Source organism: Allobosea sp. Leaf344 (assembly GCF_001426225.1).
Classification (GTDB): Bacteria; Pseudomonadota; Alphaproteobacteria; order Rhizobiales; family Beijerinckiaceae; genus Allobosea.
In genome coordinates, this window is the sequence record NZ_LMRT01000014.1 from 356,060 (window position 1) to 382,197 (window position 26,138).

Annotated in this window: 28 protein-coding genes; 18 read left to right on the forward strand and 10 right to left on the reverse strand. The window is 68.0% G+C overall.

Translation table 11 applies throughout. The features are described 5' to 3' along the window. Positions 1–204: 204 nt before the first annotated feature. From ASG72_RS13635 to ASG72_RS13645, 3 genes are all read left to right on the forward strand, one after another. Positions 205–621, forward strand: coding sequence for a hypothetical protein (locus ASG72_RS13635; protein ID WP_056713111.1), 417 nt, complete (start codon positions 205–207; stop codon positions 619–621). A 68-nt stretch (positions 622–689) separates the two neighbouring features. After that, positions 690–1,040, forward strand: a complete 351-nt coding sequence (locus ASG72_RS13640; RefSeq protein WP_156395965.1) for a hypothetical protein — start codon at positions 690–692, stop codon at positions 1,038–1,040. 136 nt (positions 1,041–1,176) lie between these two features. Then, complete coding sequence (locus ASG72_RS13645; protein ID WP_056713113.1) at positions 1,177–1,509, forward strand: hypothetical protein; 333 nt, start codon at positions 1,177–1,179, stop codon at positions 1,507–1,509. Here the strand turns inward: ASG72_RS13645 and ruvX are convergent. The 3 genes from ruvX to ASG72_RS13660 form a co-directional block, all read right to left on the reverse strand. Continuing rightward, the gene (ruvX, locus tag ASG72_RS13650; RefSeq protein ID WP_056713116.1) at positions 1,499–2,023 is read right to left on the reverse strand and encodes a Holliday junction resolvase RuvX; all 525 of its coding nucleotides are present in this window, start codon (positions 2,021–2,023) and stop codon (positions 1,499–1,501) included. The two genes, ASG72_RS13645 and ruvX, sit on opposite strands and share 11 nt — an antisense overlap. Positions 2,024–2,081: 58 nt before the next feature. Continuing rightward, on the reverse strand, positions 2,082–3,059 hold the full coding sequence (locus tag ASG72_RS13655) for a tripartite tricarboxylate transporter substrate-binding protein (RefSeq protein ID WP_056713118.1): 978 nt from the start codon (positions 3,057–3,059) through the stop codon (positions 2,082–2,084). 71 nt (positions 3,060–3,130) lie between these two features. Continuing rightward, a complete protein-coding gene (locus ASG72_RS13660) occupies positions 3,131–3,895 on the reverse strand; it encodes a GntR family transcriptional regulator (protein ID WP_056713120.1) in 765 nt (254 codons plus the stop codon). An 81-nt stretch (positions 3,896–3,976) separates the two neighbouring features. On the opposite strand from ASG72_RS13660, the gene ASG72_RS13665 reads away from it, so the two are divergent. The 5 genes from ASG72_RS13665 (at position 3,977) to ASG72_RS13685 (ending at position 8,719) form a co-directional block, all read left to right on the forward strand. Beyond that, positions 3,977–4,264, forward strand: a complete 288-nt coding sequence (locus tag ASG72_RS13665; protein ID WP_056713122.1) for a UxaA family hydrolase — start codon at positions 3,977–3,979, stop codon at positions 4,262–4,264. 179 nt (positions 4,265–4,443) lie between these two features. Then, positions 4,444–5,634, forward strand: coding sequence for a UxaA family hydrolase (locus ASG72_RS13670; RefSeq protein ID WP_056714671.1), 1,191 nt, complete (start codon positions 4,444–4,446; stop codon positions 5,632–5,634). Positions 5,635–5,727: 93 nt separating this feature from the next. Next, on the forward strand, positions 5,728–6,786 hold the full coding sequence (locus tag ASG72_RS13675; protein WP_244488800.1) for a putative sulfate exporter family transporter: 1,059 nt from the start codon (positions 5,728–5,730) through the stop codon (positions 6,784–6,786). Between the two features lie 26 nt (positions 6,787–6,812). Continuing rightward, positions 6,813–7,742, forward strand: a complete 930-nt coding sequence (locus ASG72_RS13680) for a hydroxyacid dehydrogenase (protein ID WP_056713124.1) — start codon at positions 6,813–6,815, stop codon at positions 7,740–7,742. Then, positions 7,739–8,719 (forward strand): Ldh family oxidoreductase, encoded by a 981-nt coding sequence (locus ASG72_RS13685; protein WP_056713126.1) that lies wholly within the window; start codon positions 7,739–7,741, stop codon positions 8,717–8,719. The genes ASG72_RS13680 and ASG72_RS13685 overlap by 4 nt, the downstream gene beginning before the upstream one ends. A gap of 69 nt (positions 8,720–8,788) precedes the next feature. On the opposite strand, the gene ade is transcribed toward ASG72_RS13685, so the two are convergent. Continuing rightward, on the reverse strand, positions 8,789–10,495 hold the full coding sequence (gene ade / locus ASG72_RS13690; protein ID WP_056714680.1) for an adenine deaminase: 1,707 nt from the start codon (positions 10,493–10,495) through the stop codon (positions 8,789–8,791). 149 nt (positions 10,496–10,644) lie between these two features. Here ade and ASG72_RS13695 point away from each other — a divergent pair, with 149 nt between their 5' ends. From ASG72_RS13695 to gatA, 3 genes are all read left to right on the forward strand, one after another. Further along, positions 10,645–11,343 carry a metal-dependent hydrolase gene (locus tag ASG72_RS13695; RefSeq protein WP_056713128.1) on the forward strand — a complete coding sequence of 233 codons (699 nt, stop codon included), beginning with the start codon at positions 10,645–10,647 and terminating at the stop codon, positions 11,341–11,343. A gap of 117 nt (positions 11,344–11,460) precedes the next feature. Beyond that, entirely contained in the window at positions 11,461–11,748 is a 288-nt protein-coding gene (gene gatC / locus ASG72_RS13700; RefSeq protein ID WP_056713130.1) for an Asp-tRNA(Asn)/Glu-tRNA(Gln) amidotransferase subunit GatC, read from the forward strand. A 61-nt stretch (positions 11,749–11,809) separates the two neighbouring features. Beyond that, positions 11,810–13,324 carry an Asp-tRNA(Asn)/Glu-tRNA(Gln) amidotransferase subunit GatA gene (gatA, locus tag ASG72_RS13705; protein WP_056713132.1) on the forward strand — a complete coding sequence of 505 codons (1,515 nt, stop codon included), beginning with the start codon at positions 11,810–11,812 and terminating at the stop codon, positions 13,322–13,324. Positions 13,325–13,528: 204 nt separating this feature from the next. Here the strand turns inward: gatA and ASG72_RS13710 are convergent, their stop codons facing one another. Together ASG72_RS13710 and ASG72_RS13715 are read right to left on the reverse strand one after the other, a co-directional pair. Next, positions 13,529–16,714 (reverse strand): multidrug efflux RND transporter permease subunit, encoded by a 3,186-nt coding sequence (locus tag ASG72_RS13710; protein WP_056713134.1) that lies wholly within the window; start codon positions 16,712–16,714, stop codon positions 13,529–13,531. 64 nt (positions 16,715–16,778) lie between these two features. After that, positions 16,779–17,933: an efflux RND transporter periplasmic adaptor subunit gene (locus ASG72_RS13715; protein WP_056713136.1), complete on the reverse strand. Its 1,155-nt coding sequence runs from the start codon at positions 17,931–17,933 to the stop codon at positions 16,779–16,781. 286 nt (positions 17,934–18,219) lie between these two features. Between ASG72_RS13715 and gatB the strand changes: the two genes are divergently transcribed. The 3 genes from gatB (at position 18,220) to ASG72_RS13730 (ending at position 20,754) form a co-directional block, all read left to right on the forward strand. Then, positions 18,220–19,701, forward strand: a complete 1,482-nt coding sequence (gatB, locus tag ASG72_RS13720; RefSeq protein ID WP_056713138.1) for an Asp-tRNA(Asn)/Glu-tRNA(Gln) amidotransferase subunit GatB — start codon at positions 18,220–18,222, stop codon at positions 19,699–19,701. After that, complete coding sequence (locus ASG72_RS21045) at positions 19,698–20,201, forward strand: GNAT family N-acetyltransferase (RefSeq protein ID WP_056713140.1); 504 nt, start codon at positions 19,698–19,700, stop codon at positions 20,199–20,201. The genes gatB and ASG72_RS21045 overlap by 4 nt, the downstream gene beginning before the upstream one ends. 64 nt (positions 20,202–20,265) lie before the next feature. Continuing rightward, the gene (locus ASG72_RS13730) at positions 20,266–20,754 is read left to right on the forward strand and encodes a GNAT family N-acetyltransferase (RefSeq protein WP_056713141.1); all 489 of its coding nucleotides are present in this window, start codon (positions 20,266–20,268) and stop codon (positions 20,752–20,754) included. 16 nt (positions 20,755–20,770) lie between these two features. Here the strand turns inward: ASG72_RS13730 and ASG72_RS13735 are convergent, their stop codons facing one another. Continuing rightward, positions 20,771–21,082, reverse strand: a complete 312-nt coding sequence (locus ASG72_RS13735; RefSeq protein WP_056713143.1) for a hypothetical protein — start codon at positions 21,080–21,082, stop codon at positions 20,771–20,773. A 233-nt stretch (positions 21,083–21,315) separates the two neighbouring features. On the opposite strand from ASG72_RS13735, the gene ASG72_RS13740 reads away from it, so the two are divergent. Next, positions 21,316–22,023, forward strand: a complete 708-nt coding sequence (locus ASG72_RS13740; RefSeq protein WP_056713145.1) for a glutathione S-transferase N-terminal domain-containing protein — start codon at positions 21,316–21,318, stop codon at positions 22,021–22,023. A gap of 70 nt (positions 22,024–22,093) precedes the next feature. On the opposite strand, the gene ASG72_RS13745 is transcribed toward ASG72_RS13740, so the two are convergent. Then, positions 22,094–22,492 (reverse strand): DUF2147 domain-containing protein, encoded by a 399-nt coding sequence (locus ASG72_RS13745; RefSeq protein ID WP_056713147.1) that lies wholly within the window; start codon positions 22,490–22,492, stop codon positions 22,094–22,096. Positions 22,493–22,927: 435 nt separating this feature from the next. Here ASG72_RS13745 and ASG72_RS13750 point away from each other — a divergent pair, with 435 nt between their 5' ends. Both ASG72_RS13750 and ndk read left to right on the forward strand, forming a co-directional pair. After that, positions 22,928–23,197 carry an SEL1-like repeat protein gene (locus ASG72_RS13750; RefSeq protein ID WP_244488801.1) on the forward strand — a complete coding sequence of 90 codons (270 nt, stop codon included), beginning with the start codon at positions 22,928–22,930 and terminating at the stop codon, positions 23,195–23,197. A gap of 151 nt (positions 23,198–23,348) precedes the next feature. After that, positions 23,349–23,771 carry a nucleoside-diphosphate kinase gene (gene ndk, locus ASG72_RS13755; protein ID WP_056713151.1) on the forward strand — a complete coding sequence of 141 codons (423 nt, stop codon included), beginning with the start codon at positions 23,349–23,351 and terminating at the stop codon, positions 23,769–23,771. Positions 23,772–23,834: 63 nt separating this feature from the next. Here the strand turns inward: ndk and ASG72_RS13760 are convergent, their stop codons facing one another. Continuing rightward, positions 23,835–24,275, reverse strand: a complete 441-nt coding sequence (locus tag ASG72_RS13760) for a helix-turn-helix domain-containing protein (protein WP_056713153.1) — start codon at positions 24,273–24,275, stop codon at positions 23,835–23,837. A gap of 87 nt (positions 24,276–24,362) precedes the next feature. On the opposite strand from ASG72_RS13760, the gene ASG72_RS13765 reads away from it, so the two are divergent. Continuing rightward, on the forward strand, positions 24,363–25,091 hold the full coding sequence (locus ASG72_RS13765; protein ID WP_056713155.1) for a cation diffusion facilitator family transporter: 729 nt from the start codon (positions 24,363–24,365) through the stop codon (positions 25,089–25,091). Positions 25,092–25,156: 65 nt separating this feature from the next. Here ASG72_RS13765 and ASG72_RS13770 read toward each other — a convergent pair whose 3' ends face one another. After that, positions 25,157–25,978 (reverse strand): MipA/OmpV family protein, encoded by an 822-nt coding sequence (locus tag ASG72_RS13770; protein WP_056713157.1) that lies wholly within the window; start codon positions 25,976–25,978, stop codon positions 25,157–25,159. Between the last annotated feature and the right edge of the window lie 160 nt (positions 25,979–26,138).

Sequence of the window (26,138 nt, forward strand, 5' to 3'; positions counted from 1 at the left end):
GGGGCGCTGGTGGAACCGGCGCGATGAGATCGGCGTTGTTCGGGAGGTTCATGTACCTGTCATGGCCCCGCTCGCGTCACAAGCGCAGCGCCGGCACGGGGGTCTGCAATGGCCGCATTGCCGCCGCGATTGGTTCAGGGGCGGTTCAAGACAGGCGCTGCAGGATGCGCGCAGTCGCAGCCCTCGCTCAACCCGGAGGATCCTATGACACGCTTCACCGCCAAGCCCGCCGCCTCGCTCGCCATCGTCGCGCTGGTCGCGGGGGTCTGGGCGGCTCCCGCCGCTGCGCAGGCCCTGCCGGCGCCGCAGGCCGAGCGGCTCGACGCCGCCGCCGCCGATTATTCCTATTATCGCCACCGCGGCTGGCGCGGCAATCGCGGCGCCTTCGTCGCCGGTGCGGTCGGTCTCGGCGTGCTCGGCGCGGCGGTGGCGGCGAGCCAGCCCGCCTATGGCTATGGCTACGGCTATGCCGAACCGGTCTATGTCGAGCCGGAGCCCTATGCCTATGGCTATGGTTATGCGCCGGTCTACGAGGTGCCGGTCGCGCCCTATCCGCGGCGCCGCGGACCCTATGCCGACACCTATCGCGGGGCGCCGGATCCGGCGCGCGGCGGGCGCTGAGCCCTGCGGCGGACGCAGGATCACGCATTCCATTCAACAGGCCGTGCTGCGGCCGGAAGGTAGCGACCATGAAACGTATGACAGGGCTCCTGCTGGGCTGCGCGAGCCTGGCTCTCGCCGCGCTGGCCTCGGCTCAGCCCGCCGCAGCGCAATATGGCTGGCGCGGCTATGATCGCTATGACGGCTATGGCCGATATGAGCGCTATGACCGCCGCTACGACCGCGGGCCGCGCTATGGCCGCGCTCCGAGCCGGGAGTATTACGCGCCGCGCGGCCAGGCCCGCGGGCCGGTGATCGTCAATCCCGGCCGCAATATCCCCGGCGGCAATGCCTATCGGATGCAGCCCGGCCCCTATGGCAGCTACGCAGTGCCGGTTCAGCCGGGCAATGAGGGGCGCTACGGCAACCCGAACAACTGATCGGTGAACTCGCACCGCCGGCCTGCGGCGTCGATGTCGCAGCCGGCGATGCTTCGTTAACCATAGGAGAGTGATATACCCGGGATAGGGGCCGATTCCGCCGCGGGCGGCGCGGCCGGTGTCATGGGGGGCAGGGATGGTTCAGCGGATCTGGCTCGTCGGTCTGGCGAGCGTGGCGGTTTCGATGTTCGGAGCGGCCGGCGCAGCGGCGCAATATTTCGATGACGGCTACCGCCGCGGTTACGATCGCGGCTATTCGCGTGGCTATGAGCGCGGCTACGAGCGTCCGAGCCGTTATGAGCGCGGCTATGACCGCGGCTATGACGACCGGCGCGGCTATGGTTCGCGGCAGCAAATGCGCTCGAATGATCCGATGGCGGGCATGTCGCTCGAGGAGCGCAAGCAGGCGATCAAGAACCATCGCGAAGCGCAGAAGAAGGCGATCAAGCGCGGCTACGTCATTCCTTGAGCGGGATGGTCTCCTGCTCGGCATCGGCGATCTCGGGCTGAGGCGGCTCCATCCGCATCAGCCTGTCGAGCGCGCCCTGGAGGATGTAGGCGGCGGCCATCTTGTCGACCACGGCCGCACGCTTGGCCCGCGACGCATCGGCGAAGAGCAGGGTGCGGGTCACCGCCAGGGTCGACATGCGTTCGTCCCAGAAGGCGATCGGCAGCGGCGTCAGTGGCACCAGATTGCGCACGAAGGCGCGCGTGGACTGCACGCGCGGACCCTCCGTCCCGTCCATGTTGAGCGGCAGCCCGATCACCAGCCCGGCCACCTGATGCTGCGCCGCGATCTTCAGAAGCTGCGCGGCATCGAGCCCGAACTTGACCCGCTTGATGGTCTCGAGCGGTGTCGCGATCTGCCGTTCGACATCCGACAGGGCGAGGCCGATGGTCTTGGTGCCGAGGTCCAGCCCGAGCAGCCTGGCGTGATCGGGCAGGGCGAGAAAGGCTTCGAGCGGCACGAGATTGCTGGACATGGCAGAGGGCCTAGCATGCGCCGCCGCCCGGGGCGAGCGGCGCATGGTCTCGATTCGATCAGCCCTGCGGCTTGATGCCCGCAGCCGCGAGCGACTGCGCCCATTTCTCGATTTCCTCGGCGAAGAGCTTGGCATGCGCCTCGCGGGTCCATTGCGCCTCCGGGAAGGTGCTGGTGCCGAAGGCCTTGAAGCGCTCCTGCACCGCAGGCTGCTTCAACGCCTCGCGCAGGGCAGCGTTGAGCTTGTCGAGCACCGCGGCCGGCGTCGCCTTGGGCGCGTAGAGCCCGTGCCAGATCGTCATGTCGAGCTTGGCACCGGCCTCGGTCATCGTCGGCGTCTCGGGCAGGACGTCGAGGCGCTCGGCGGAGGTCACCGCATAGGCGCGGATCTTCTGGCCCTGGATCTGCGGGATCGCCGAGGTCGACTGGTCGCAGAGGATGTCGATCTGGCCGCCGACGAGATCATTCATCGCCGGGCCGGTGCCGCGATAGGCCACCTGGGTGAATTTCGCACCGAGCTGCTGCGACATCAGCACCGCGCAGAGATGCGAATTGGAGCCGACGCCGGCATGGGCGATCGTCAGCTTCTCGGCATTCTGCTTGATATAGGGGAAGAAGGCCTTGGCATCCTGCGGCGGCAAGGCGAGCTTGCTGGCGATGACCATCGGGCCGGTATTGACGAGGCCGATGGCCGCGAAATCGGTCTTGGTGTTGTAGCCGAGATTGCCATAGAGGGCCGGCGCCGCCGCCAGCGCGAGATGGTGGATCAGCAGCGTGTGCCCGTCCGGCTCCGCCGCGGCCAGGCGCTTGGCCCCGGCCGTGCCGCCGGCGCCGGCGACGTTCTCGATCAGGATCGGCTGGCCGAGCGTCTTGCTCATCTGCTCGCCGAGCAGCCGGGCGATCACGTCGCTGGGGCCGCCGGCCGCGAAGGACACGATGATCGTGATCGGCTTGGTCGGATAGGCCTGCGCCATCGCGGGCGTGGAGAGCCCCAATGCCATCAGCCCGGCAAGGGCGGCTCGTCTCGTGATGCTCATGCGTCTTCCTCCGTCGTTGAAAAATGCCGCTCTGTGTCGGCTTCGGGTGGGTGAAATCGGCCCGCCGCGCCTCAGCGCAGATCGGACAAATAATGCGCCTCCTGGGTCAGGCACAGGCTGGTGCGCAGCTCGACCGGCGAACCGTCGAGCGAGAGCGCGATCCGGTCGATCGCCAGGGCAGGGGTGCCGGGCGCGACGCCGAGATGCCCGGCCTGCTCGGCGTCGAGCGCCACCGCCTTCAGCCGCTCGCGCGCATGGGCGACGGTGATGCCGTAGCGGGTCGCGAACAGGCTGTAGAGATTGTTCGGCACCGGCCCGTCCTCTAGCCCGGGCACGATGCGCGCCGGCAGGACGATCGTCTCCAGCACCAGCGGCGAGGTGCCGAGCGAGCGGATGCGCCTGATGCGCAGGACCGGCTCTGTCTCCCCGAGCTCCAGCGCCTGCCGCTCGCGCGGATCGGCGCCGCCGCCGGCGATGCCGATCACCCGGCTGTCGGGAAAGCGGGGGATGCCGTCATCGGGCACCAGCTTGAAGAATTGGAACAGGATGCGCCGCTCGTCATGCTCGGCGACGAAGGTGCCGCGGCCCTGGCGGCGGACCAGCAGGTTCTCGGCCGCCAGCTCGTCCAGCGCCTTGCGGACCGTGCCCTGGCTGACGCCGATCTCGCTCGCGAGCTGGCCCTCGCTGGGCAGCGCCATGCCGGGCGCCCACACGCCCTCGACGAGTCGGCGGACGAAAATCGCCTTCACCTGCCGGTAAAGCGGGCGGAACCCCAGAATTTCGGCTCCGGCGGCCTGATCTGGCCGCGCTGCAAATTCGAGCTTGTGCTCAGTCATGTGTCTTATATAAGACTGTTCGCAAGGCCGGTCGAGTCCTGTTTTGGCTGCCGGACACGAGATCGCTGAGAGGAGACACCCATGAGCAAGCCCCACCTCCTGGTGCACGAGAAGAAGGACACCGTCGGCGTCGTCGTCGTCGAGGGTCTCAAGGCCGGCACCGACATGCTGTGCGTCGTCACGCACGACAATTCCGACTTCCGCCTCACCGCCAAGATGGACATCCCGATCGGCCACAAGGTCGCGCTCAAGGACATCAAGAAGGGCGAGACGATCTGGAAATACGGCCAGGACATCGGCCAGGCCCGGGCGGATGTGAAGCAGGGCGAGCACCTGCACGTCCACAACGCCAAGACCAAGCGCTGGTGAGCCCGCGCCGCCCCGCCTAGAGGGTCGGCTTCCCCATTCTCCGGGCTCCCCGAGCGGTCGAGCCCAATTCCTCTGAAAGGACCTGAACCATGTCGATCGTCGCGAATTTCGATCTCGTGAAGGGCAAGCTCGGCCGGATCAAGGGCCGCAAGATCGAGGCGCCCGAATTCAAGGCCCCGATGATCAAGCGCCCCTCCGGCCGCAGCCTCGATTCCTTCGTCGGCTGGCGCCGTGAGAACGGCCGTGTCGGCGTGCGCAACCATGTGCTGCTGCTGCCGCTGGACGATCTCTCCAACGCCGCCTGCGAGGCCGTCGCCAACAACGTCAAGGGCACGCTGGCGATCCCGCACGCCTATGGCCGCCTGCAGTTCGGCGAGGATCTCGAGCTGCATTTCCGGACGCTGATCGGCACCGGATCGAACCCGAACGTCGCGGCCGTCGTCGTCATCGGCATCGAGGATGGCTGGACCAAGCGCGTCGTCGACGGCATCGCCAAGACCGGCAAGCCCGTGGTCGGCTTCGGCATCGAGGGCCATGGCGACATCGCCACCATCGCCAAGGCCTCCTATGTCGCCAAGGAATTCGTGCAGTGGGCGACCGAGCTGCAGCGCGAGAAATGCGGCATCGAGGAGCTCTGGGTCTCGACCAAATGCGGCGAGTCCGACACCACCACGGGCCTGTCCTCCTGCCCGACCGTCGGCAACATGTATGACAAATGGATCCCGCGCGGCGTCTACGGCGTCTTCGGCGAGACCTCCGAGATCACCGGCGCCGAGCATCTCTGCAAGGCCCGCGCCGCCACGCCGGAAGTCGGCGAGCGCTGGTACAAGATGTGGAAGGCCTATCAGGACGACGTGATCGAGGCCCACAAGACCGATGATCTCTCGGATTCGCAGCCGACCAAGGGCAACATCGCCGGCGGCCTGACCACGATCGAGGAGAAGGCGCTCGGCAATCTCGAGAAGATCGGCCGCGAGTGCAAATACATCGACATCCTGCAGCCGGCGGAAGCGCCGACCAAGGGTCCGGGCCTGTATTACATGGACACCTCCTCCGCCGCGGCGGAATGCGTGACCCTGATGGCGGCGGGCGGCTATGTCGTGCACACCTTCCCGACCGGCCAGGGCAACGTCATCGGCAATCCGATCGTCCCGGTCATCAAGATCACCGGCAATCCCAAGACGATGCGCACCATGCCGGAGCATATCGACGTCGACGTCTCCGGCATCCTGCGCCGCGACATGACGATCCCGCAGGCGGGCGACGCGCTGATCCAGACGATCGTGCGCACGGCCAATGGCCGCCTGACCGCGGCCGAGGCGCTGGGCCATCGCGAATTCTCGATGACCAAGCTCTATCGCTCGGCCTGACCTGACCTAACGTCGACGACGCGCGGCGAGCCGCCGCGCGTCACGGGGCCCGGGGCTGAGCCGCGCCGGTGCCCGAGCCTTCGGAGCGCCGTCGTGTCCACCGCCATTTCCGCCCGCCCGGGCGTGATCCGTCCGCTTGTCGACGGTGTCGCCCTGTCCGTCGTCGTCGCGGTCGCGGCCGCTCTGGCCGAACCCGCCGTGAAGGCGGCCGCGGGCGGGCGGTTCGGCCTCCCGGCCGTGGTGATCGCGCTGATCTTCGGCATGCTGCTGCACCCGCTGGCCAACAGGCAGCGCTTCCAGCCGGGCATGGTGTTCTGCGTCAAGAAGATGCTGCGCTGGGCGATCGCGCTGCTCGGTCTGCGCGTCGCGCTCGGCGACATCGTCGCGCTCGGCCTGACGACCGCGCTGATCGTCATCGCGTCGATGGCCGCCACCGTCGCATCCGGCTTCGTGCTGGCGCGCTTTCTCGGCCGCGAGACCGGCATGGGCGCGCTCGCCGGCGTCGCGACCGCGGTCTGCGGCGCCTCGGCCGCCCTGGCGACCGCGACCGTCGTCCCGGATTATCGCAGCAAGGCCGCCGACGTCGCCTTCACCGTGATCGCCATGAACGCGCTGTCGACGCTGGCGATGCTGTTCTACCCCTTGCTCTGCGTCTGGCTCGGCCTGACGCAGGCGCAGACCGGCGTGATGCTGGGCGCCACCATCCATGACGTGGCCCAGGTCGTCGGGGCGGGGCAGGCGGTCTCGATCGAGGCCGCCAATGCGGCGATCATCGTCAAGCTGTTCCGCGTCTTCCTGCTGCTGCCGGCGGTGCTCATCGTCGGCTGGTGGCTGGTCCGGGACGGCGCCGATGCCGACGTCTCCGGCAAGGCGAAGGTGCCGGTGCCGGTCTTCGCCATCATGTTCCTGGTGCTGTGCCTGGCCAACAGCCTGCTCTCGACACTGCCCTCCCTGGCTGGCACCTATGGCCCCCTTCGCGACCTGCTGCTGGAGATCTCGCGCTGGGGCCTGCTCGTCGCCATCGCGGCGTTGGGGCTCGGCACCTCCATCGGCGCGATGGCGAGGCTCGGCTGGCGGCATCTGCTGCTGGTCACCGGCACGAGCCTCGTCATCCTGGTCGTCGTCACCGGCAGCCTGCTCGCGCTGGGCTGACCGCAACCCTCTGGAGCACGCTGATCATGGCCGATATCGTCATCACCGAATTCATGGACGAGGCTGCGGTGGCGGCGCTGCGGGCGCGCTACAGCGTGCATCACGATCCCGAGCTCTTCGCCAAGCCCGACGAGCTGGCGCGGCATCTCGCCGAGGCGCCGGCCCTGATCGTGCGCAACCAGACTCAGGTGCGCGGCGCCGTGCTGGAGGCGGCAAAGGCGCTGAAGGTCGTCGGCCGCCTCGGCGTCGGCCTCGACAATATCGATATGGAGGCCTGCGCCGCCCGCGGCATCAAGGTCTTCCCGGCGACCGGCGCCAACAGCCTCTCGGTGGTGGAATATGTGATCTGCAGCGCCATGGTGCTGCTGCGCGGCGCCTATTTCTCCAATGCCGCGATGCTGGCCGGGGAATTCCCCAAGACCAGGCTGATCGGCCGCGAGATCGCGGGCAAGACGCTGGGGCTGATCGGCTTCGGCGCCATCGCCCGAGACACCGCCCATCACGCCCGCGCGCTCGGCATGAGCGTGATCGCCTATGATCCTTACGTCGCGGCCGACGACAAGGCCTGGCACGCGACGGAGCGGCTCGAACTCGACGGCGTCCTGTCCAATGCCGACGTCATCAGCATTCATCTGCCGCTGACGCCGGAAACCAAGGGGCTGATCGGCAAGGAGGCCTTCGCGAAGATGAAGCCGGATGCGGTGCTGGTGAACGCCGCCCGCGGCGGGGTCATGGACGAGGAGGCGCTGGTCGCGGCGCTGAAGGCCGGTAGGTTGGGTGGCGCCGCCCTCGACGTCTTCGCCGAGGAGCCGCTGCGCGAGGGCGCCAAGCTGTTCAAGGACACGCCGAACCTGATCCTGACGCCGCATATCGCCGGCAACACGGTGGAATCCAACGGGCGCGTCTCCGGCCTGGTCGCCGATCGGGTGATCGCGGCGCTGGAGGGCAGGCTATGACGCAGGTGTCGTTCGAGCGCGCGGAAGCGCGATTGACCGAGCTCTTCGCGGCCGCCGGGGCCTCGGCGGCCAATTCCGCATCCGTCGCCTGGGCGCTGGTCATGGCCGAGGCCGATGGGCTCAAGGGTCACGGCCTGTCGCGGGTGCCGACCTATCTCGCCATGCTGAAGGCCGGCAAGATCGACGGGCAGGCGGTGCCGAAGGCGACGCGCCCGAAGCCCGGCGTGCTGGCGATCGATGCCGCGCACGGCTTCGCCTATCCGGCGATCGACCTCGCCATCGTCGAATTGCCGGAGCTGGTCCGCGAGCAGGGCGTGATGGCCGCGCCGATCCGGCGCTCCAGCCATTGCGGGGCGGCCGGCCTGCATGTCGAGAGACTGGCCGAGCAGGGGCTGGTCGCGCTGCTCTTCGCCAATACGCCCGGTGCGATCGCGCCCTGGGGCGGCTCGAAACCGGTCTTCGGCACCAATCCGATCGCCTTCGCCGCGCCGCTGGCGGGGCGGGAGCCGGTCGTTATCGACATGGCGCTGTCGAAGGTCGCGCGCGGGCCGATCGTCGCCGCCCGGCAGAAGGGGCAACCCATCCCCGAGGGCTGGGCGCTGGATGTCGACGGCAAGCCGACCACCGATGCGGCCGCGGCGCTGGCCGGGACGATGGTGCCGCTCGGCGATGCCAAGGGCGCGACTTTGGCGATGATGGTCGAGATCCTGTCGGCGGCGCTGGTCGGGGCGCATTTCGGCTTCCAGGCCTCGTCCTTCATCGACGACAAGGGCGGGCCGCCCGATACCGGCCAGCTGATCCTGGCGATCGACCCCGCCGCGATGGGCGGCAACTGGTTCGACGAGCGCATGCGGGTCCTCGCCCATGCGATCGAGGAGCAGGAGGGCACGCGGCTGCCGGGGGTCAGGCGCCTGACTCTGCGTGCCAAGGCGCGCGCCGAAGGCATTGACATGCCTGCCGAACTTCTTTCGGACTGAGATCGCCGTTCAGGCGCTGCCGACACCCCGAGACGCCGCTTTCAGCGGCCCTCTGGGATCGCGGCCCGCTCAGACGAAGGCGAAGGCATCGACATCGACCAGGCCGCGGTCGGTGATCTTGAGATGCGGGATGACCGGCAGCGTCAGGAAGGCGACCTGCAGGAAGGGCTCGGCCAGAACGACGCCGAGCCCCTTCGCGGCGGCCCGCAGCGCCTCCAGATCATGGCGGACGGTTTCGAAAGGCCGGTCGCTCATCAGCCCGGCGATCGGCAAGGCGAGCTCCGCCACCACCGCGCCGGCATCGGCCACGGCGAAGCCGCCGCCGATCTCGATCAGCCGGTTCGCGGCGGCCGCCATCGAGGCCTCGTCCACGCCGACCACGCAGAGATTGTGGCTGTCATGGCCGACCGAGGAGGCGATCGCCCCATGCTTCATGCCGAAGCCATGGACGAAGCCGCTGGCGCTGCCGCCATGCCGGCCATGGCGCTCGATCACGCTGACGCGGATCACGTCCCGGGCGAGATCGGGCAGGGCGATGCCGTCCCGGGCCGGCAGCTGCATGGCCAGGCGCTCGGTGATGATCCGCCCCGGCACCACGCCGATGACGGGGGTCTCGCCGTCGCGCGCCTCGCATCGGAAATCGGCCTCGGCCAGACGGCGGCTCCTGACGCTGCCGAGCCCGACCGGCGCAACCGGCACCCGGTCCGCGAAGAGCGCGTCCTCGACCAGCCTGCCGGCGCAGAACACCTGCTTCACCGAACAGGAGGCGAGATCCTCGACCAGCACGATGTCGGCGCGCTTGCCCGGCCCGATGAAGCCGCGATCGGTGAGGCCGAACAGGCGGGCGGCGGAGTGGCTGGCGATCCGGTAGGTCGCCAGCGGATCGGCCCCGTTCGCGATCGCGGTGCGGATCATGAAATCGAGATGCCCCTCTTCGCCGATGTCGAGCGGGTTGCGGTCATCGGTGCAGAAGGCGAGGAAGGCCGAGGCATCGCGCGAGATCAGCGGGATGAGCTGATGCAGATCCTTCGAGACCGAACCCTCGCGGATCAGGATCGCCATGCCCTTCATCAGCTTCTCGCGGGCTTCATCGGGGCTGGTGGTCTCGTGATCGGTCCGGATGCCGGCCGCGAGATAGCCGTTGAGGTCGAGCCCGCGCAGGAGCGGCGCGTGCCCATCGATCGGACGCTCGGAAAACGCCTCGAGCTTGGCGAGGCAGCCGGGATCGCGATGGAGAACCCCTGGGAAATTCATGAATTCGGCGAGGCCGATCACCTTGGGGTGATGCATCAGGGCGACGAGATCGGCCGCTTCCAGCGCGGCGCCGGCCGTCTCCAGATGCGTTGCCGGCACGCAGCTCGACAATTGCACCCGCAGATCCATGCGCATCGCCTCGGCGCAGCGCAGGAAATAGGCGATGCCCTCGATCCCCAGCACATTGGCGATCTCATGCGGATCGCAGATCGCCGTGGTGACGCCGTGCGGCAGCACGCAGCGCTCGAATTCGAAGGGCGTCACCAGCGAGGATTCGACATGGAGATGCGTGTCGATGAAACCCGGCACAGCGATCAGCCCGCGCGCATCATGCTCGCGGCGGCCCTGATAGCGGCCATGCGTGCCGACGACGACATCCCCGCACAGGGCGATATCGCTCTCGACCAGCGCGCCCGTCAGGAGATCGAGCAGCCTCGCGCCGCGGATCACGAGATCGGCGGGCTCGTCGCCGCGGCCCTGGGCGATGCGGCGGGAGAGGGTGGCGGCGTCGATCATCGGCATCATCCTGTCGGGGGCTGAAATCTGCATGGCGGGCCGGCGATTGTCGACCGTTTCAGCCGCGGCGCGAGCTCGGAGCAGTCGATGGCCCTGCCTTTCGCCCCGGCTTGGTCTATAGGGAGCGGCAGTCGCCCCTCGCTCCGGAGATCTCCATGAAGCTCACCTGGTTCGGCCACTCCGCCTTCCGCATCGATCTCGCCGGGACCTCCCTGCTGATCGACCCGTTCTTCACCGGCAACCCGGCATTCGAGGGCGATATCGCAGAGGCCTCCCGGGGGATCAGCCATATCGTCATCACCCATGGCCATGGCGATCACATCGGCGACTCGCTGACCCTCGCCGAGGCGACGGGGGCGACGGTCGTCACCAATTACGACCTCTGCATGTATCTCGCCGCCAAGGGGCTGACATCCTACGAGCCGATGAACACCGGCGGCACGGTCGATTGCGGCGCCTTCAGCGTCAGCCTGGTGCGGGCGGACCATTCCGCGGGTCTGGTCGAGGCCGGGGTCGGCTTCCCCCTCGGCAACGCCAATGGCGCGATCATCAAGGCCGCGGGCGAGAAGACGCTCTGGCATATGGGCGATACCGACATCTTCCCGGGCATGGAGCTGATCAGCGAGATCCACGGCGTCGACATCTGCATCTGCCCGATCGGCGACCGCTTCACCATGGGCGGCAAGGTGGCGGCGCTGGCGATGACGCGCTTCGTCAAGCCGGAGATCGCGATCCCCTGCCATTACGGCTCGTTCCCGCTGGTCGATGCCGGGCCGGAGGCCTTCCTAGCCGGGCTGTCCGGCAGCAGCGTGAAGGCGATGGTGCCGCGCAAGGGCGAGGCGCTGAGCCTCTGAGGCGCCGGCGCGCCTGCCACGCGCCTGCCGCCCGCGATCCTTGCGAGCGGCCTGTCCTCACCTTATAGCCCTGAGCAGCCAGCGGCGCGCCCCGCGCCCCCCATCCAGGAGTCCGCCATGTCGGTCGATCTCGCCACCGTCAAGCGCGTCGCGCATCTCGCGCGCATTGCCGTTCCGGAGGCCGATCTGCCGAAGCTGCAAGGCGAGCTCAACGCGATTCTCGGCTTCGTCGAGCAGTTGAACGAGGTCGACGTCACCGGGGTCGAGCCGATGACCTCCGTCACGCCGATGGCGATGAAGCAGCGCGAGGATGTGGTCAGCGATGGCGGCATCGCCGCCCGCATCGTCGCCAACGCGCCGGCGGCCGAGGATAATTACTTCATGGTGCCGAAGGTGATCGAATAGAGGCCCGCCACCCGCCTCCGTCCCGACCTCCCGCCGACAGCCTTCATCCGGAATTGAGCCCGTGACCGATCTGACCCGCCTGACCCTCACCGAAGCCCGCGACGGGCTGACGGCCAAGAGCTTTTCCGCGACGGAACTGGCGCAGGCCCATATCGCCGCGGTGGAGCAGGCGCGGGCGCTCAACGCCTATGTGCTGGAAACGCCCGAACAGGCGCTGAAACAGGCCGCCGCCTCCGATGCCAGGCTGGCGAAGGGCGAGGCCGGACCGCTGGAGGGGCTGCCGCTCGGCATCAAGGATCTCTTCGCGACAGAGGGCGTGCGCACCACCGCCTGCTCGAAGATCCTCGGCGATTTCGTGCCGCCCTATGAATCCACCGTCTCCAGCCAGCTCTGGCGGGACGGGGCGGTGATGCTCGGCAAGCTCAACAACGACGAATTCGCGATGGGCTCCTCGAACGAGACCTCGGCCTTCGGCAATGTCGTCAATCCGTGGCGGCGCAAGGGCTCGAATGTCGGGGCTGGCGCGGCCAATGCGATCGAGGGCAATCACCTGGTGCCCGGCGGCTCCTCGGGCGGCTCCGCCTCGGCCGTCGCGGCGCATCTCTGCCTCGCGGCGACCGCGACCGACACCGGCGGCTCGATCCGCCAGCCTGCCGCCTTCACCGGCACGGTCGGCATCAAGCCGACTTATGGCCGCTGCTCGCGCTGGGGCATCGTCGCCTTCGCCTCCTCGCTCGACCAGGCCGGGCCGATCGGCAAGAGCGTCCGCGATTGCGCGGTGATGCTGCGCTCGATGGCCGGCCATGACCCGAAGGACACCACCTCCGTCGACAGGGCGGTGCCCGATTACGAGAAGGCGATCGGCCGCTCGGTCAAGGGCATGAAGATCGGCATCCCGAAGGAGTACCGGCTGGACGGGCTCAATCCCGAGATCGACGCGCTCTGGCAGCGGGGCATCGACTGGCTGAGGGCGGCCGGCGCCGAGATCGTCGAGATCTCGCTGCCTCACACGAAATACGCCCTGCCGGCCTATTACATCGTCGCGCCCGCCGAGGCCTCCTCCAACCTCGCCCGCTATGACGGCGTCCGCTACGGCTTGCGCGAACAGGGTCGCGACATCGTCGAGATGTATGAGAAGACGCGGGCGGCGGGTTTCGGCGCCGAGGTCAAGCGCCGCATCATGATCGGCACCTATGTCCTCTCCGCCGGCTATTACGACGCCTATTACCTGCGCGCGCAGAAGGTCCGGACCCTGATCAAGCGGGATTTCGACGATGCCTATGCGGCCGGCATCGATGCGGTGCTGACGCCGGCGACCCCCTCCGCCGCCTTCGGCATCGGCGAGAAGGGCTCGGCCGATCCGGTCGAGATGTACCTCAACGACATCTTCACCGTCACCGTGAACATGGCCGGCCTGCCCGGCATCGCGGTGCCGGCGGGGCTCGACAGCCAGGGGTTGCCGCTCGGCCTGCAGCTGATCGGCCGCCCCTTCGACGAGGAAACCCTGTTCGCGCTGGGCGAAGTGATCGAGCAGGCGGCCGGCCGCTTCCCGGTGACCGAGCGCTGGTGGGCCTGAGGGGCCCGCCAATAGGCTCTCGATAGGCCAAACTGCGAGCCTAGGATCCCGCGCCCCGGCTCCTGCCGGCGCCCTGCCGCTCGCCGCCGCGCCAAGGCGGCCTCGTCCGATCGCGCGAGTGAAGCGGGGCAGGGGCCGTCCGCTTACCCGGTCAGTCAGCTCACTGCGCCAGCTTTCCGCGGCGCAGTATTTTTCAGCGGCGGCTCAATGCGCCGCCGCGGCCGGTTCGGTCTTCTTCACCGGCTGCTCGCGCCGGCCGAGCCGCCCGAGCCAGCGCACCACCACATAGAACACCGGCGTGAACAGCAGGCCGAACAGCGTCACGCCGATCATCCCGGAGAACACGGCCACGCCCATGGACTGGCGCATTTCGGCGCCGGCCCCCGTCGCGATGGCGAGCGGCAGCACGCCGAGGATGAAGGCGAGCGAAGTCATCAGGATCGGCCGCAGGCGCGTCTTCGCGGCGGCCACCGCAGCCTCGCGCGCCGTCATGCCCTCATCCTCCGCCTGGCGTGCGAATTCGACGATCAGGATCGCGTTCTTGGCGGCGAGGCCGACGAGCACCACGAGGCCGATATCGACCAGCACGTTGCGGTCGAGCTCCTGCGAATTCACCCCGATCATCGCGGCGAGAATGCACATCGGCACGATCATGATCACCGCCAGCGGCAGCAGCCAGCTCTCGTAGAGCGCCGCCAGCAGCAGGAAGACGAAGACCACGGCGAGGCCGAAGGCGAGGATCGCCGTATTGCCCGCGAGCTTCTCCTGCAGGGCGATCTCCGTCCATTCGAAGCCGAAGCCGGAAGGCAGCCGCTCCGCCGCGATCTTCTCCACCGCCGCGATGCCCTGGCCGGTCGAATAGCCGCGCGCCATCGAGAGCTGCACCTCGGCTGCGGGATAGAGGTTGTAGCGCGGCACGCGATAGGCGCCGGTGGTGTTGGAGAAGGAGGCGACGGAGCCGATCGGCACCATCTCGCCCGAGGCGTTGCGGGTCTTCAGATCCGCGACGTCGCGCAGATCGAGCCGGTAGGGGTTGTCGGCCTGCGCCGTCACCCGGTAGGTCCGCCCGAGCAGGTTGAAGTCGTTGATATAGGCCGAGCCCATATAGACCGAGAGCGTCTCGAAGATCCGGGTGATCGGCACGCCCAGCATCTCGGCCTTGGTGCGGTCGATATCGGCGAAGACCTGCGGCGTCTTCGTCGAGAACAGCGTGAAGGGCTGCTGGATGCCGGGGACCTGTCCCGCCGAGCCGGCGACGATCCAGGTCGCGCCTTCGAGCGCCGCCAGGCCGCGGCCGCTGCGATCCTGCACATAGCCCTTGAGGCCGCCGCCGCTGCCGATGCCCGGCACGGCCGGCGGCTCGATCACGAGGGCGAAGGCCTCGCTGATCGCGAACATCTGCTGGCGCAGATCGTTCAGGATGCCCTGCGTCGTCAGCCCTTCCTTTTCGCGGTCGACGAAGGGCTTCAGCGTCACGAAGACCACGCCGGAATTGGGCGCGATGGTGAAGGTCGCGCCGTCGAGCCCGGCGAAAGCGACGGCATGGGCGACGCCCGGCCGCGACAGCACGACATCGGTCGCGCGACGGATCACCGCGTCGGTACGGGGCAGGGACGCGCCCGGCGGCAGCTGCAGCGCGGCGATGAAATAGCCGCGGTCGAGCTGCGGCACCAGGCCGGTCGGCGTCGCGGTCAGGCGCTGGCCGGTGACCGCGATCAGCGCGGCATAGACCAGCAGCAGCAGCACCGAGAAGCGGATGAACCGCGCGGTCACGGCGCCATAGGCGCGCGAGAGCCAGTCGAAGGCGGCGTTGAAGCCGCGGAAGAACCAGCGCACCGGCGCGCCGATCGCCCCGAAGAAGCCCTTCGGCTCCTCATGGCTGTGCGGCTTGAGCAGGATCGCCGACATCGCCGGCGACAGGGTCAGCGAGACGAAGGCGGAAATCGCCGTCGAGGCCGCGATGGTCACGGCGAATTGCTGGTAGAAGGTGCCCTGCAGCCCGCTGATGAAGGCCGTGGGGATGAACACCGCGCAGAGCACGAGGGCGATCGCGACCAGCGCGCCGCCGACCTCGTCCATGGTCTTGTGCGCGGCCTCCTTGGGCGACAGGCCCTGCGCCAGATAGCGCTCGACATTCTCCACCACCACGATCGCGTCGTCCACGACGATGCCGATCGCCAGAACCAGCGCCAGCAGCGAGATGGTGTTGAAGGAGATGCCGACCGCGCTCATCACCAGGAAGGTACCGACGAGCGACACCGGAATGGCCACGATCGGGATGATCGCCGCCCGCCAGGTCTGCAGGAACAGGATGACGACGATGACGACGAGCGCCACCGCCTCGATCAGCGTCGTCACCACGGCGCTGACCGATTCCGAGATGAATTCGGTCGGGTTGTAGATGATGCGGTATTCGACGCCGGAGGGGAAATCCCGCGCCTGCGCCTTCATCGTCGCGATCAGCGCGTCGGAGGTGGCGAGCGCGTTCGATCCCGGCCGCTGGAAGATGCCGATGGCGACCGCGTCCTTGTTATCGAGATAGGCGTTGGTGGTGTAGTCCTGCGAGCCGAGCTCGACGCGGGCGATGTCGCGCACACGGATGGTGCCGCCATCGGGCTCGGCGCGCACGACGATGTTCTCGAACTCCGCGATGTCGGTCAGGCGGCCGAGCGTGTTCACCGACAGCTGGAAAGCGCCCTGAGACTGCGCCGGCGGCTGGTTGATCGCACCGGCCGCGACCTGGACGTTGGCGGCGCGCAAAGCGGCGACGACGTCGCCCGCGGTCAGGTTGCGCGAGGCGACCTTGGCGGGATCGAGCCAGATGCGCATCGCGAAATCGCGGGCGCCGAAGACCTGGACGTTGCCGACGCCTTCGACGCGGGTCAGCACGTCCTTCACATAGAGCGTCGCGTAGTTGGAGAGATATTGCGCATCGCGCGACCCGTCCGGCGAGATCATGTTGATGACCATCATCAGATCGGGGGAGGCCTTGCGCGTCTGGATGCCGAGCTGCCTCACCTCCTGCGGCAGCCTGGGCTCCGCCGCCGAGACGCGGTTCTGGACGAGCACCTGCGCCTGGTCGACATCGACGCCGGCCTTGAACACGACGTTGATCGTCACCCGCCCGTCGCCGGTCGATTGCGAGTTGATGTAGAGCATGTCGTCGACGCCGTTCACCTCCTGCTCGATCGGCGTCGCCACCGTCGCGGCCACGACCTCGGCCGAGGCGCCCGGATAGGTCGCGGTGATCGAGACGGTCGGCGGCGCGATCTCGGGATATTCGGCGATCGGCAGGCCGCGCTGCGCAATGGCGCCCGCGATGGTGAGGAGCACCGACAGCACGGTCGCGAAGATCGGCCGGTCGATGAAGAAATGCGCGAAGCGGAACATGTCGTGTCCTGGCCTGACGGCGGGAAGAAGATGACGGCGCGGCTGGCGCGCCGTCGCGCTGGGCTCAGTTGCCGGCGGGCGGCTTGATCTCGGCCGGCTGCGGCGTCACCGGCGCGCCTGGGCGCACCATCGGGTTGGCGAGGCCGCCGATGATCACCTTGTCGCCGGGCGCCAGCCCGTTGGTGACGACGCGCAACCCGTCGCTCATCTGGCCGAGCGTCACCGGCTTCGGCACCACCTTGTTCTCCGGCCCGACCGTCAGCACGATCTTGCTGGCCTGGTCCGAGACGATGGAATCATCCGGAACCAGCAGCGCCGGGCTCTCGCCGGCGAAGACGCGCAGCCGGCCGAAGGTGCCGGGCGTCAGGAACTGGTCCTTGTTCGGGAAGACGACGCGCTGCCGGATGGTGCCCGAGCGCGCGTTCAGGGCATTGTCGACGAAGTCGATCTTGCCGCGGCGCTTCCACTCCCGCTCATCGGCGAGGCGCACCTCGGCCGGCGTCCCGTTCTCCGGGCTGACCGTGCCGTTGCGTGGCGAGCGCCGGGAATAGCGCAGGAAATCCGCCTCCGACGCGTCGAAGGTGAAGTAGATCGGGTCGACGGCGACGATGGTGGTGAGCAGCGTCGCGCCCGACTGGCCGCCGGCGATCAGATTGCCCGGATCGACGCGCCGGCTCGAGATGCGTCCCGCCAGAGGCGCGCGGACCTGCGTCCATTCGAGATTGAGCTCGGCCGTCTTCAGATTGGCCTCGGCCGCCTGCTGCGTTCCCAGCGCGCTGTTGAGATTGGCGCGCCGCTGGTCGACGTCGCGCGCCGTGATCGTGCGGTTCTGCGTCAGGCCCTCGGCCCGCTCGACCTCGTTCTGCGACAGCTCGACCTGCGCCTTGGCGCGCGCCAGATCGGCCCTGGCGACATCGACGGCCAGCTTGTAGGGGCGCTGGTCGATGGTGAAGAGCAGATCGCCCTTCTGCACCAGCGCGCCGTCCTGGAAATGCAGTGACTCGATGAAGCCCGAGACGCGGGCCCGGATCTCGACCTGCTCGCTCGCCTCGAAGCGCCCGGTATACTCGTCCCAATTCGCCACCGTCTTCGCCAGCGGCGCGGCGACCTGGACGGGAGGCGCCGGCGGCGCACCCTGGGCGAGCGCCAGCGGGGCGCCCAGCAGGAATGCGCCAGAGGCGGCGGCGAGAGCGAAGCCCGCGGCGCGGCGATGTGTCATAGGATAACTCCGGAGCCTAAAGCCGCGTCAATTCGACGAAATCGCGGCGTGACAGCGTACAAAGGGCGGCAAGTGACGATTGTCAAGATCCATCACTCGACAGTGACCGCATTCACGTTCCCAATAGCCCAATAGCTGCCGAAAGGTGACAGGATAGCAACAGGCGCTTGCCCGGGGCGTCGCGAGGTCGTAACCGAAGACGGAACCGATTGGATCGAATTCCGGCGGTCCCGATCTCCGGTCCGGAGCGGGAGCCGCCGGGTTTCGCTCAGGACTGGAAGCTCACATGAACGCGCATGTTCGCCCTGCCGACCCCAAGAAGCTGCTCAAGGGCGCGACCGGGGATTGGGAAGTGGTCATCGGCATGGAAATCCATGCGCAGGTCACCTCCAACGCCAAGCTGTTCTCCGGGGCCTCCACCACCTTCGGCTCCGAGCCCAACGACAATGTCAGCCTCGTCGATGCGGCGATGCCCGGCATGCTGCCGGTGATCAACGCCGAATGCGTGCGGCAGGCGGTGCGCACCGGGCTCGGGCTCAACGCGCGGATCAACAAGCGCTCGGTCTTCGACCGGAAGAACTATTTTTATCCCGACCTGCCGCAGGGCTACCAGATCAGCCAGTACAAGAGCCCGATCGTCGGCGAGGGCGAGATCGTCGTCGATCTCTCGCCGACCGAGCAGATCACCGTCGGCGTCGAGCGGCTGCATCTCGAGCAGGATGCCGGCAAGTCGATCCACGACCAGCATCCGACGATGAGCTTCGTCGATCTCAACCGCTCCGGCGTCGCGCTGATGGAGATCGTCTCCAAGCCCGATCTGCGCTCGGCGGAGGAGGCGCGCGCCTATGTCACGAAGCTGCGCACCATCCTGCGCTATCTCGGCACCTGCGACGGCGACATGGAGAAGGGCAATCTCCGCGCGGACGTCAACGTCTCGGTCCGGCGTCCGGGCGAGGGGCTAGGCACGCGCTGCGAGATCAAGAACGTCAATTCCATCCGCTTCATCGGCCAGGCGGTCGAGGTCGAGGCCCGTCGCCAGATCGGCATCCTCGAGGATGGCGGCACCATCGACCAGGAGACCCGCCTCTACGACCCCGGCAAGGGCGAGACGCGCTCGATGCGCTCCAAGGAGGAGGCGCATGATTATCGCTACTTCCCGGATCCGGACCTGCTGCCGCTGGAATTCGACGATGCCTTCGTCGCGGCGCTGAAGGCGGCGCTGCCGGAGCTGCCGGACGCCAAGAAGGCCCGTTTCATCGCCGAATACGGGCTCTCGCCCTATGATGCCGCGGTGCTGGTCGCGGAGCGCGAACAGGCCGATTATTTCGAGGCGGTGGCCAAGGGACGCGACGGCAAGGCCGCGGCCAATTGGGTGATCAACGAGCTGTTCGGGCGGTTGAACAAGGAGGGCCGCGAGATCGCGGCCTCGCCGGTCTCCGCCGCCCAGCTCGGCGGGCTGGTCGATCTGATCGGCGAGGGGGTGATCTCCGGGCGCATCGCCAAGGATCTGTTCGAGATCCTCTGGACCGAGGGTGGCGATCCCCGCTCCATCGTCGAGAGCCGCGGCATGAAGCAGGTCACCGACACCGCCGCGATCGAAAAGGCGGTGGACGAGCTGATCGCCGCCAATCCCGACAAGGTCGAGCAGGTCAAGGCCAAGCCGACCATGCTCGGCTGGTTCGTCGGCCAGGCGATGAAGGCCTCCGGCGGCAAGGCCAATCCGCAGGCCCTGAACGAGATCCTGAAGGCCAGGCTGGGGATCGAGTGAGCGCAGCGGGTCTGATCATCCGGGACGCCGAAGCCGCCGATCTGCCGGCGGTCCGCGCCCTTTTGGTCGAGACCTGGCACGCCACCTATGACGGCATCTATGGCTGGCGGCGCGTGGCGGAGATCACCAATGCCTGGCATTCGCTGGACAATCTCCAGGCGCAGCTCGCGCGCGGCGAGATCTTCCTGGTCGGCCTGATCGGCGACGAGATCATCGCCACCGCCTCGGCGCGGCTGGAGCGGGACCGCGCGGCGCTGCTGACCAGGCTCTACGTCCTGCCCGCGCGCCAGGGGGTGGGAATCGGCCGCACCCTGCTGCAGGTGACGCTCGCCTGCTTCCCGCATGCGCCGGTGGCGCGCCTCGAGGTCGAGAGCCAGAACGAGCCGGCCATCGCCTTCTATGAGCGCATGGGCTTCGCGCTGCAGCGGCAGGCGCGCTTCGACGGCCGCGAAGACACGCCCAACACGCTGCTGATGGCCAAGCGCCTCTTCGCCGAATGAGCCCGGCCATTCCCGCCGCCGGGCGCTTCTGCTAGAGCCGCGCCGGGAACGGGCAGGAGCATGCATGATGGCTAAGCCGGTCGACGAGGCCGAGATCACCCTGAGGGTCGCGCGGCGGGAGGATGTGCGGCGCATCGCCAGCCTGATCCTGATGGGCTCGGCGACGCAGTCGCTGACCGCCGAGGAGGTCGCGGCCGAAGCGGCTCTGCCGGACTATGAGCGCGCCTTCGACGAGGTCGCGGCGAGCCCCGAGAGCACGCTCTTCGTCGCGGAGCGCGGCGGCGAGGTGGTCGGCACCTATCAGGTCACGTTGATCCCGGGCATCGCGGCCCGCGGCCGCAAGCGCGCGAAATTCGAGAGCGTGCATGTCGCGCCGGAATGCCGGGGCATGGGCATCGGCGCGATCATGATTCGCCACGCTTTGGCCTTCGCCAAGGCGGAAGGGGCGGAGCTGGTCGAGCTGAGCTCGAACAAATGCCGCAGCGACGCCCATCGCTTCTACCGCAATCTCGGCTTCGACCAGAGCCATGAAGGCTTCAAGATCGTGATCTGAAGCCGGGCGGCGCGGTTCAGCGCCCCTGGGCGGCCAGCCGCTTGCGGCACTCGCCGGAATATTTGATCCAGTTATAGCCCTGCGCCGTCAGCTTGGCCTTGTTGGCGCGCCATTCGGCGCCGCAGGCGCGCAGGCGGTTGTCGTTCTTCAGCTGCGCCTCCGAGCGCGGCCGCTTCGGCTTGGCCGCCTCCGTCGTCGCATTCTCCTTGGCCGATGCCGCCGGAGCGGTGGCGCCGGGGCGGGGCTGCAGCGGATTGCCGGCGGTCTGCGCCGCCGCGGGCAGGGAGAGAGCCATGAGGCAGGCGGTGATCAGCAAAATGGGGCGCATGGGCATGTCCTCGTCGCGGCCGCCGCAGTCACGGCGAAACTCGCCTCGCTCGGCCGGCGCGCAGTCTCGGCCGGGTCCGAGCCGTTTGACAAGAGGCGGCGGCGGCGGCGCTGCGCCCGCGGGCTTCGCTCACGACATCGAGAGTCTGCGCGCCACGCATCGGGCCGCCCTTCCGGCGCGCGCCGAGCCGGCCTACATCTGCGCTGCCTTGCAACCGCGACAGGATCTGCATCATGACGACCAGCCAGACCAAGCCGATCGAGCTGTATTACTGGCCCACGCCGAATGGCTGGAAGATCACCATCATGCTGGAGGAGTGCGGGCTGCCCTACACCGTGCACCCCGTGAACATCGGCAAGGGCGATCAGTTCAAGCCGGAATTCCTGGCCTTCTCGCCCAATAACCGCATGCCCGCGATCATCGATCCCGAAGGGCCGGACGGGCAGCCGATCTCGGTCTTCGAATCCGGGGCGATCCTGCAATATCTCGGGCGCAAGACCGGGAAGTTCTACCCGCAGGACGAGCGCGGCCGCGTCGAGGTCGATGAATGGCTGATGTGGCAGATGGGCGGTTTCGGCCCGATGCTGGGGCAGACGCATCATTTCCGCCTCTACGCGCCGGAACAGGTCCCCTATGCGATCGACCGCTACACCAACGAGGCCAACCGCCTCTACGGCGTGCTGAACCGGCGTCTCGCCGGCCGCGACTATATCTGCGGCGCCTATTCCATCGCCGACATGGCCTGCATCGGCTGGGCGCGCGGCTGGGAGAAGCAGGGCCAGGACATCAAGCAGTTCCCGCATGTCGAGGCCTGGATCGAGCGCATGCTGGCCCGTCCGGCAGTGGCGGCCGGGCTCGCCGTCGCGGCCGAGCTGCGCAATCCCGCCGGCATCCGTACCCCCGAGGAACATGCGGTGCTGTTCGGCCAGAAGGCCCGCTGATCCGGCGTGACCGGTAGACCGTGACCGGCGGCGGGCGCTCTCGGCGCCGCTGCCGGTCACATCACCGCGCTCAGTTCGACCGCGCCCATTGCACCGAGCGGCAGATCAGCCCGCCCAGCACGCAGCCCGAGGTGGTCAGCCCGTCGCCCGACAGCGTCATCGTGCCGGAATAGGTTTTGCCATCCTCCGGATTGAAGGCGCTGCCGCTCCATTTGCCCGGGCCCGCCGGCTTCATGTCGTAGAAGATGCGCTGGCCGACCTTGGCCGGACCGGACGGGTCCTTCAGCCAGGACAAGGTCCCGCAGAGCGCGTCCCCGCAGCGGGTGAAGCGGACCTTCGACGCGCCGGTGTCGCGCAGCCAGACCCCGGTGACGTCCTGCGCTGCCGCCGGCGCCGCCCATGCCAGGGCCGACAGCCCGATGATCGCGGCCGACAGGGCCGTCTCGACTGGTTTTCTGAAGCCCATCATATCCTCCCTGGACCAGCTATCCTGCTTGGTTCACATGTGAACTATAGCCCAGCCGGCCGCCGCCTCCAAGCCGCTTTCGCGGTGCGGCGGCCAATGCGATCCCCCGAAAGCTCCGCCGCCCGGCAGGCCTCCTCGGCGGACGCGCCGGTCGCCTCTCCAGCCCCGTCCCGGAGCGGGAAAACCTGCGCCGTCGCGCTTCAGAGTGAATCCTCCGTCAACGCGGCAGCTCGAATGCGACTTGCATGGCCTTGAGGATAAAGCCTTTTTCGCGCCGGCAGGATGAATCGATCCTTGCGTTAACCCGGCGATTACGGGTTGTTGAGCTCCGATTCATCGCAATTTTTAGCGTCGCCTTTAATGGCTGGCCGCCAGTTTCGCATCACAAGCCGGGGCCTTGGACGGGTGGCCGGCGCAGAAGACGAAAGGGTGGTTGTCATGGCACGCATGGAGATGAGCGCGATCCCCGCTTCGCTGGTGATCCCGACCGAAGCCTCGGCAGAGGCCTATTACGAACTCGGCCTGATGTATGCGGCGGGCCGGCATCAGCCGGTCGATCTAGTCGCCGCGCAGAAATGGTTCAACATCGCCCAGGCCCGTGGCTGCAGCCGCGCCGCCGCCCATCGCCAGGAGCTGGCGCTGGAAATGTCGCGCGACGAGATCGCCAGGGCGCTGAAGGAGGCGCGCGCCTTCCTGACCCGCCACTGAACCGGGTTCCAGCGACGCGACGTTGCGATCGGATCGACGGGATTACAGGCCGGGCGGGAGCCGAACCGGCATCGGCGGGGCAGCCTTGTCCCTCGGGGAGGTGGCCGCTATAAGCGCGCCGCATCCCCCGACATGTCCCAAGGAATGATCGATGTCCGTCCAGCGTACCTTCTCCATCCTCAAGCCCGACGCCACGCGGCGCAATCTGACCGGCGCGGTCAATGCCGTGATCGAGAAGGCCGGGCTTCGCATCGTCGCGCAGAAGCGCATTCAGATGACGAAGGCGCAGGCCGAGACCTTCTATGCCGTCCATAAGGAGCGGCCCTTCTTCGGCGAGCTCGTCTCCTTCATGACCTCGGGCCCGGTCGTCGTGCAGGTGCTGGAAGGCGAGAACGCCATCTCCCGCTATCGCGACGTGATGGGCGCCACCAACCCGGCCAACGCCGCCGAGGGCACGATCCGCAAGCTCTTCGCCGAATCCGTCGGCGAGAACACCGTCCATGGCTCCGATGCGCCGGAGACCGCCGCCATCGAGATCGCGCAGTTCTTCGCCGGCAACGAGATCACCGGCTGATCCAGCGATCGCTGTCTTTGCATGAGAGGCGGGCCGCATCGCGGTCCGCCCTTTTGCATGGGCTCAACCGGTCGCCATGCCGGATCCATGCTCATGGGTGCAGAGGCTGTGATCGGCCAGCGTCTCGATGACCCGGCATTCCGCCAGCGACCCGTGGCGACAATCCCCGATCATCCGGGCGAGCTCGTCCCGTAGCGCCTCCAACTGCGCGATGCGCCGCCGCACCGCGGCCAGATGCCGCTCGGCGATGCTGTCCGCCCCCGCGCAGGAGGCCCGGGGATCGCGCGTCATCGCCAGCAATTCCCGGATATCCTCGACCGAAAAGCCGAGATCGCGGCCATGGCGGATGAATTGCAGCCGCTTCAGATGCTCCTGGCCATAGCTGCGCCTGTTGCTGGCGGTCCGGGCCGGGGCCGGCATCAGGCCGATCTGCTCATAGAAGCGGATCGTCGGCACCTTGACCCCGGCCGCCTCCGACAGCGTTCCGATCGGCATCTCCTGCATCGAAGGTGTCTCCCACCAGATTTTCGCTTGATCCTCTAGTCGCTAGAGCATGTAGCGTTCGGGCCTCTACGATGAAAGGCCTACCCGATGAGCGATTCCTGCACGAGACATCATGATCATGCCGCCGCGACCCCAGCCGCGCCCGAAGCGAGCTGCGGCTGCTCCGGCAACCCGGTCTTCGACGGCGTCGACCCCACCTATAAGCGCATCCTCTGGACCGTGATCGCGCTGAACGGGGTGATGTTCCTGGTCGAACTCGTCTCGGGGCGGCTCGCCGGCTCGCAGGCGCTGCAGGCCGATGCGCTGGATTTCCTCGGCGACACCCTGACCTATGGCCTCAGCCTCGCCGTGATCGGCATGACGCTGCGCACGCGCTCGCTCGCCGCCATGGCGAAGGGCCTGTCGCTGAGCGTGATGGGCCTCTGGGTTCTGGGCTCGACGCTCTATCAGCTGCTCGGGCCGGGGCTGCCCAAGGCCGAGATCATGGGCGTGGTCGGGTTTCTGGCGCTCGCGGCCAATCTCGCCAGCGTGCTGCTGCTCGCCCGCTACAAGGATGGCGACGCCAATGTCCGCTCGGTCTGGCTCTGCTCGCGCAATGACGCGATCGGCAATGTCGTCGTGATGATCGCTGCGCTCGGCGTCTGGGGCAGCGCCACGGCCTGGCCCGATCTGGCCGTCGCGGCGATCATGGCCGGCCTGTTCCTGCACTCCTCGAGCCTGATCCTGCGCCAGAGCTGGCGCGAGCTGCGGGCCGGGCGCGATCTCGGCGCGCTGGCGAGCCATGGCCATGCGCATGGTCATGATCACGCCCATTGAAAGCCTTCTGCCAACCGGGCCGGGACCGCGTCGCCGCGGCTCCCGGATCGGACGGGGCAGGGCGATCAGAAGCCGAGATCGAAGGCGTAGCTGGCGGAGACGCCGATGGTGAAGGAATCGCGCGAGCCGAATGTCTTGACGATCGGGGTCCGCACGGCGTCGCCCATCAGGTGCTTGTATTCGACATAGCCGGTGGTGGAGAGCCGTTCCGTCCAGTTGTAGGTCGCCTGCGCCAGCACGCCGACGGAGTGGACGCCGGAATTATAGCGCTGCAGCAGCCCGCCGGTGCCGATGCCCGAGAGCGGCCCGAAATAGGTGCGCAGGTAATCGGCGCTGACCAGCGTCATGCGCGGCCCGGCGCCGATCTCCCAAGCGCTGCCGATGCGGGTGAAGGCATCGAGCTTGACCTCGGCGACCATGGCGTCATGGGCGATGAAGCCGCGGCGCAGATCGACGCGGCCGCGCAGCCAGGAGGTCGGATAGAACTCGACGAAGCCGCCGGCCTCGAAGCCAAATTTGGTGTTGCCGACCAGCGAGAGGGCGGGGTTGGTGCTGGCCCGGCGCTCCCAGAGCAGATTGCCGGAGAAGCCGATCCGCCAGCCCTGGCCGGAGAAGAAGCCGATCGAGAGCCCGTCATCCTCGGAGGACCACCAGGTGCTCTTGATGCCGCGCCCCAGCGAGATGATCGGCCGCGGCCGGAAGATGTAATCGTCCGAGCCGGCGTAATCGGGTTGATACCGCAGCCCGGCGCCGAGCTTCAGATTCCAGTTCTGGGCGGATTGGGGGGAGGTCAGGGTGCTGTAGTCGCTGGATTGCGCGGCAGCGCGCTCCACCGGCGACAGGACGAGGCAGGCGAGAAGCCCGGCGACAAACGCAACGCAACGCATCGACACAACTCCGGCGCGACAGCGCCTTCCGATCAGGAATTTCATGCAATCTGACCCGTTAGTGTTAATTGCGCGTTGATATCTGCGCGGTGCTCGCCGGCGGCGCCGGGACGATCCCCGGGGACATGTCCCGCCGGCGGGATTCGCCGAGGCCCTTGCA

What these genes read in the sequence shown, in the direction of transcription:
- ASG72_RS13635 (WP_056713111.1), top strand. Translation starts at nt 205, where the DNA reads ATGACACGCTTCACCGCCAAGCCCGCCGCCTCGCTCGCCATCGTCGCG.
- ASG72_RS13640 (WP_156395965.1), top strand. Translation starts at nt 690, where the DNA reads ATGAAACGTATGACAGGGCTCCTGCTGGGCTGCGCGAGCCTGGCTCTC.
- ASG72_RS13645 (WP_056713113.1), top strand. Translation starts at nt 1,177, where the DNA reads ATGGTTCAGCGGATCTGGCTCGTCGGTCTGGCGAGCGTGGCGGTTTCG.
- ruvX (WP_056713116.1), bottom strand. Translation starts at nt 2,023, where the DNA reads ATGTCCAGCAATCTCGTGCCGCTCGAAGCCTTTCTCGCCCTGCCCGAT.
- ASG72_RS13655 (WP_056713118.1), bottom strand. Translation starts at nt 3,059, where the DNA reads ATGAGCATCACGAGACGAGCCGCCCTTGCCGGGCTGATGGCATTGGGG.
- ASG72_RS13660 (WP_056713120.1), bottom strand. Translation starts at nt 3,895, where the DNA reads ATGACTGAGCACAAGCTCGAATTTGCAGCGCGGCCAGATCAGGCCGCC.
- ASG72_RS13665 (WP_056713122.1), top strand. Translation starts at nt 3,977, where the DNA reads ATGAGCAAGCCCCACCTCCTGGTGCACGAGAAGAAGGACACCGTCGGC.
- ASG72_RS13670 (WP_056714671.1), top strand. Translation starts at nt 4,444, where the DNA reads ATGATCAAGCGCCCCTCCGGCCGCAGCCTCGATTCCTTCGTCGGCTGG.
- ASG72_RS13680 (WP_056713124.1), top strand. Translation starts at nt 6,813, where the DNA reads ATGGCCGATATCGTCATCACCGAATTCATGGACGAGGCTGCGGTGGCG.
- ASG72_RS13685 (WP_056713126.1), top strand. Translation starts at nt 7,739, where the DNA reads ATGACGCAGGTGTCGTTCGAGCGCGCGGAAGCGCGATTGACCGAGCTC.
- ade (WP_056714680.1), bottom strand. Translation starts at nt 10,495, where the DNA reads ATGCCGATGATCGACGCCGCCACCCTCTCCCGCCGCATCGCCCAGGGC.
- ASG72_RS13695 (WP_056713128.1), top strand. Translation starts at nt 10,645, where the DNA reads ATGAAGCTCACCTGGTTCGGCCACTCCGCCTTCCGCATCGATCTCGCC.
- gatC (WP_056713130.1), top strand. Translation starts at nt 11,461, where the DNA reads ATGTCGGTCGATCTCGCCACCGTCAAGCGCGTCGCGCATCTCGCGCGC.
- ASG72_RS13710 (WP_056713134.1), bottom strand. Translation starts at nt 16,714, where the DNA reads ATGTTCCGCTTCGCGCATTTCTTCATCGACCGGCCGATCTTCGCGACC.
- ASG72_RS13715 (WP_056713136.1), bottom strand. Translation starts at nt 17,933, where the DNA reads ATGACACATCGCCGCGCCGCGGGCTTCGCTCTCGCCGCCGCCTCTGGC.
- gatB (WP_056713138.1), top strand. Translation starts at nt 18,220, where the DNA reads ATGAACGCGCATGTTCGCCCTGCCGACCCCAAGAAGCTGCTCAAGGGC.
- ASG72_RS13730 (WP_056713141.1), top strand. Translation starts at nt 20,266, where the DNA reads ATGATGGCTAAGCCGGTCGACGAGGCCGAGATCACCCTGAGGGTCGCG.
- ASG72_RS13735 (WP_056713143.1), bottom strand. Translation starts at nt 21,082, where the DNA reads ATGCGCCCCATTTTGCTGATCACCGCCTGCCTCATGGCTCTCTCCCTG.
- ASG72_RS13740 (WP_056713145.1), top strand. Translation starts at nt 21,316, where the DNA reads ATGACGACCAGCCAGACCAAGCCGATCGAGCTGTATTACTGGCCCACG.
- ASG72_RS13745 (WP_056713147.1), bottom strand. Translation starts at nt 22,492, where the DNA reads ATGATGGGCTTCAGAAAACCAGTCGAGACGGCCCTGTCGGCCGCGATC.
- ASG72_RS13750 (WP_244488801.1), top strand. Translation starts at nt 22,928, where the DNA reads ATGGCACGCATGGAGATGAGCGCGATCCCCGCTTCGCTGGTGATCCCG.
- ndk (WP_056713151.1), top strand. Translation starts at nt 23,349, where the DNA reads ATGTCCGTCCAGCGTACCTTCTCCATCCTCAAGCCCGACGCCACGCGG.
- ASG72_RS13760 (WP_056713153.1), bottom strand. Translation starts at nt 24,275, where the DNA reads ATGCAGGAGATGCCGATCGGAACGCTGTCGGAGGCGGCCGGGGTCAAG.
- ASG72_RS13765 (WP_056713155.1), top strand. Translation starts at nt 24,363, where the DNA reads ATGAGCGATTCCTGCACGAGACATCATGATCATGCCGCCGCGACCCCA.
- ASG72_RS13770 (WP_056713157.1), bottom strand. Translation starts at nt 25,978, where the DNA reads ATGCGTTGCGTTGCGTTTGTCGCCGGGCTTCTCGCCTGCCTCGTCCTG.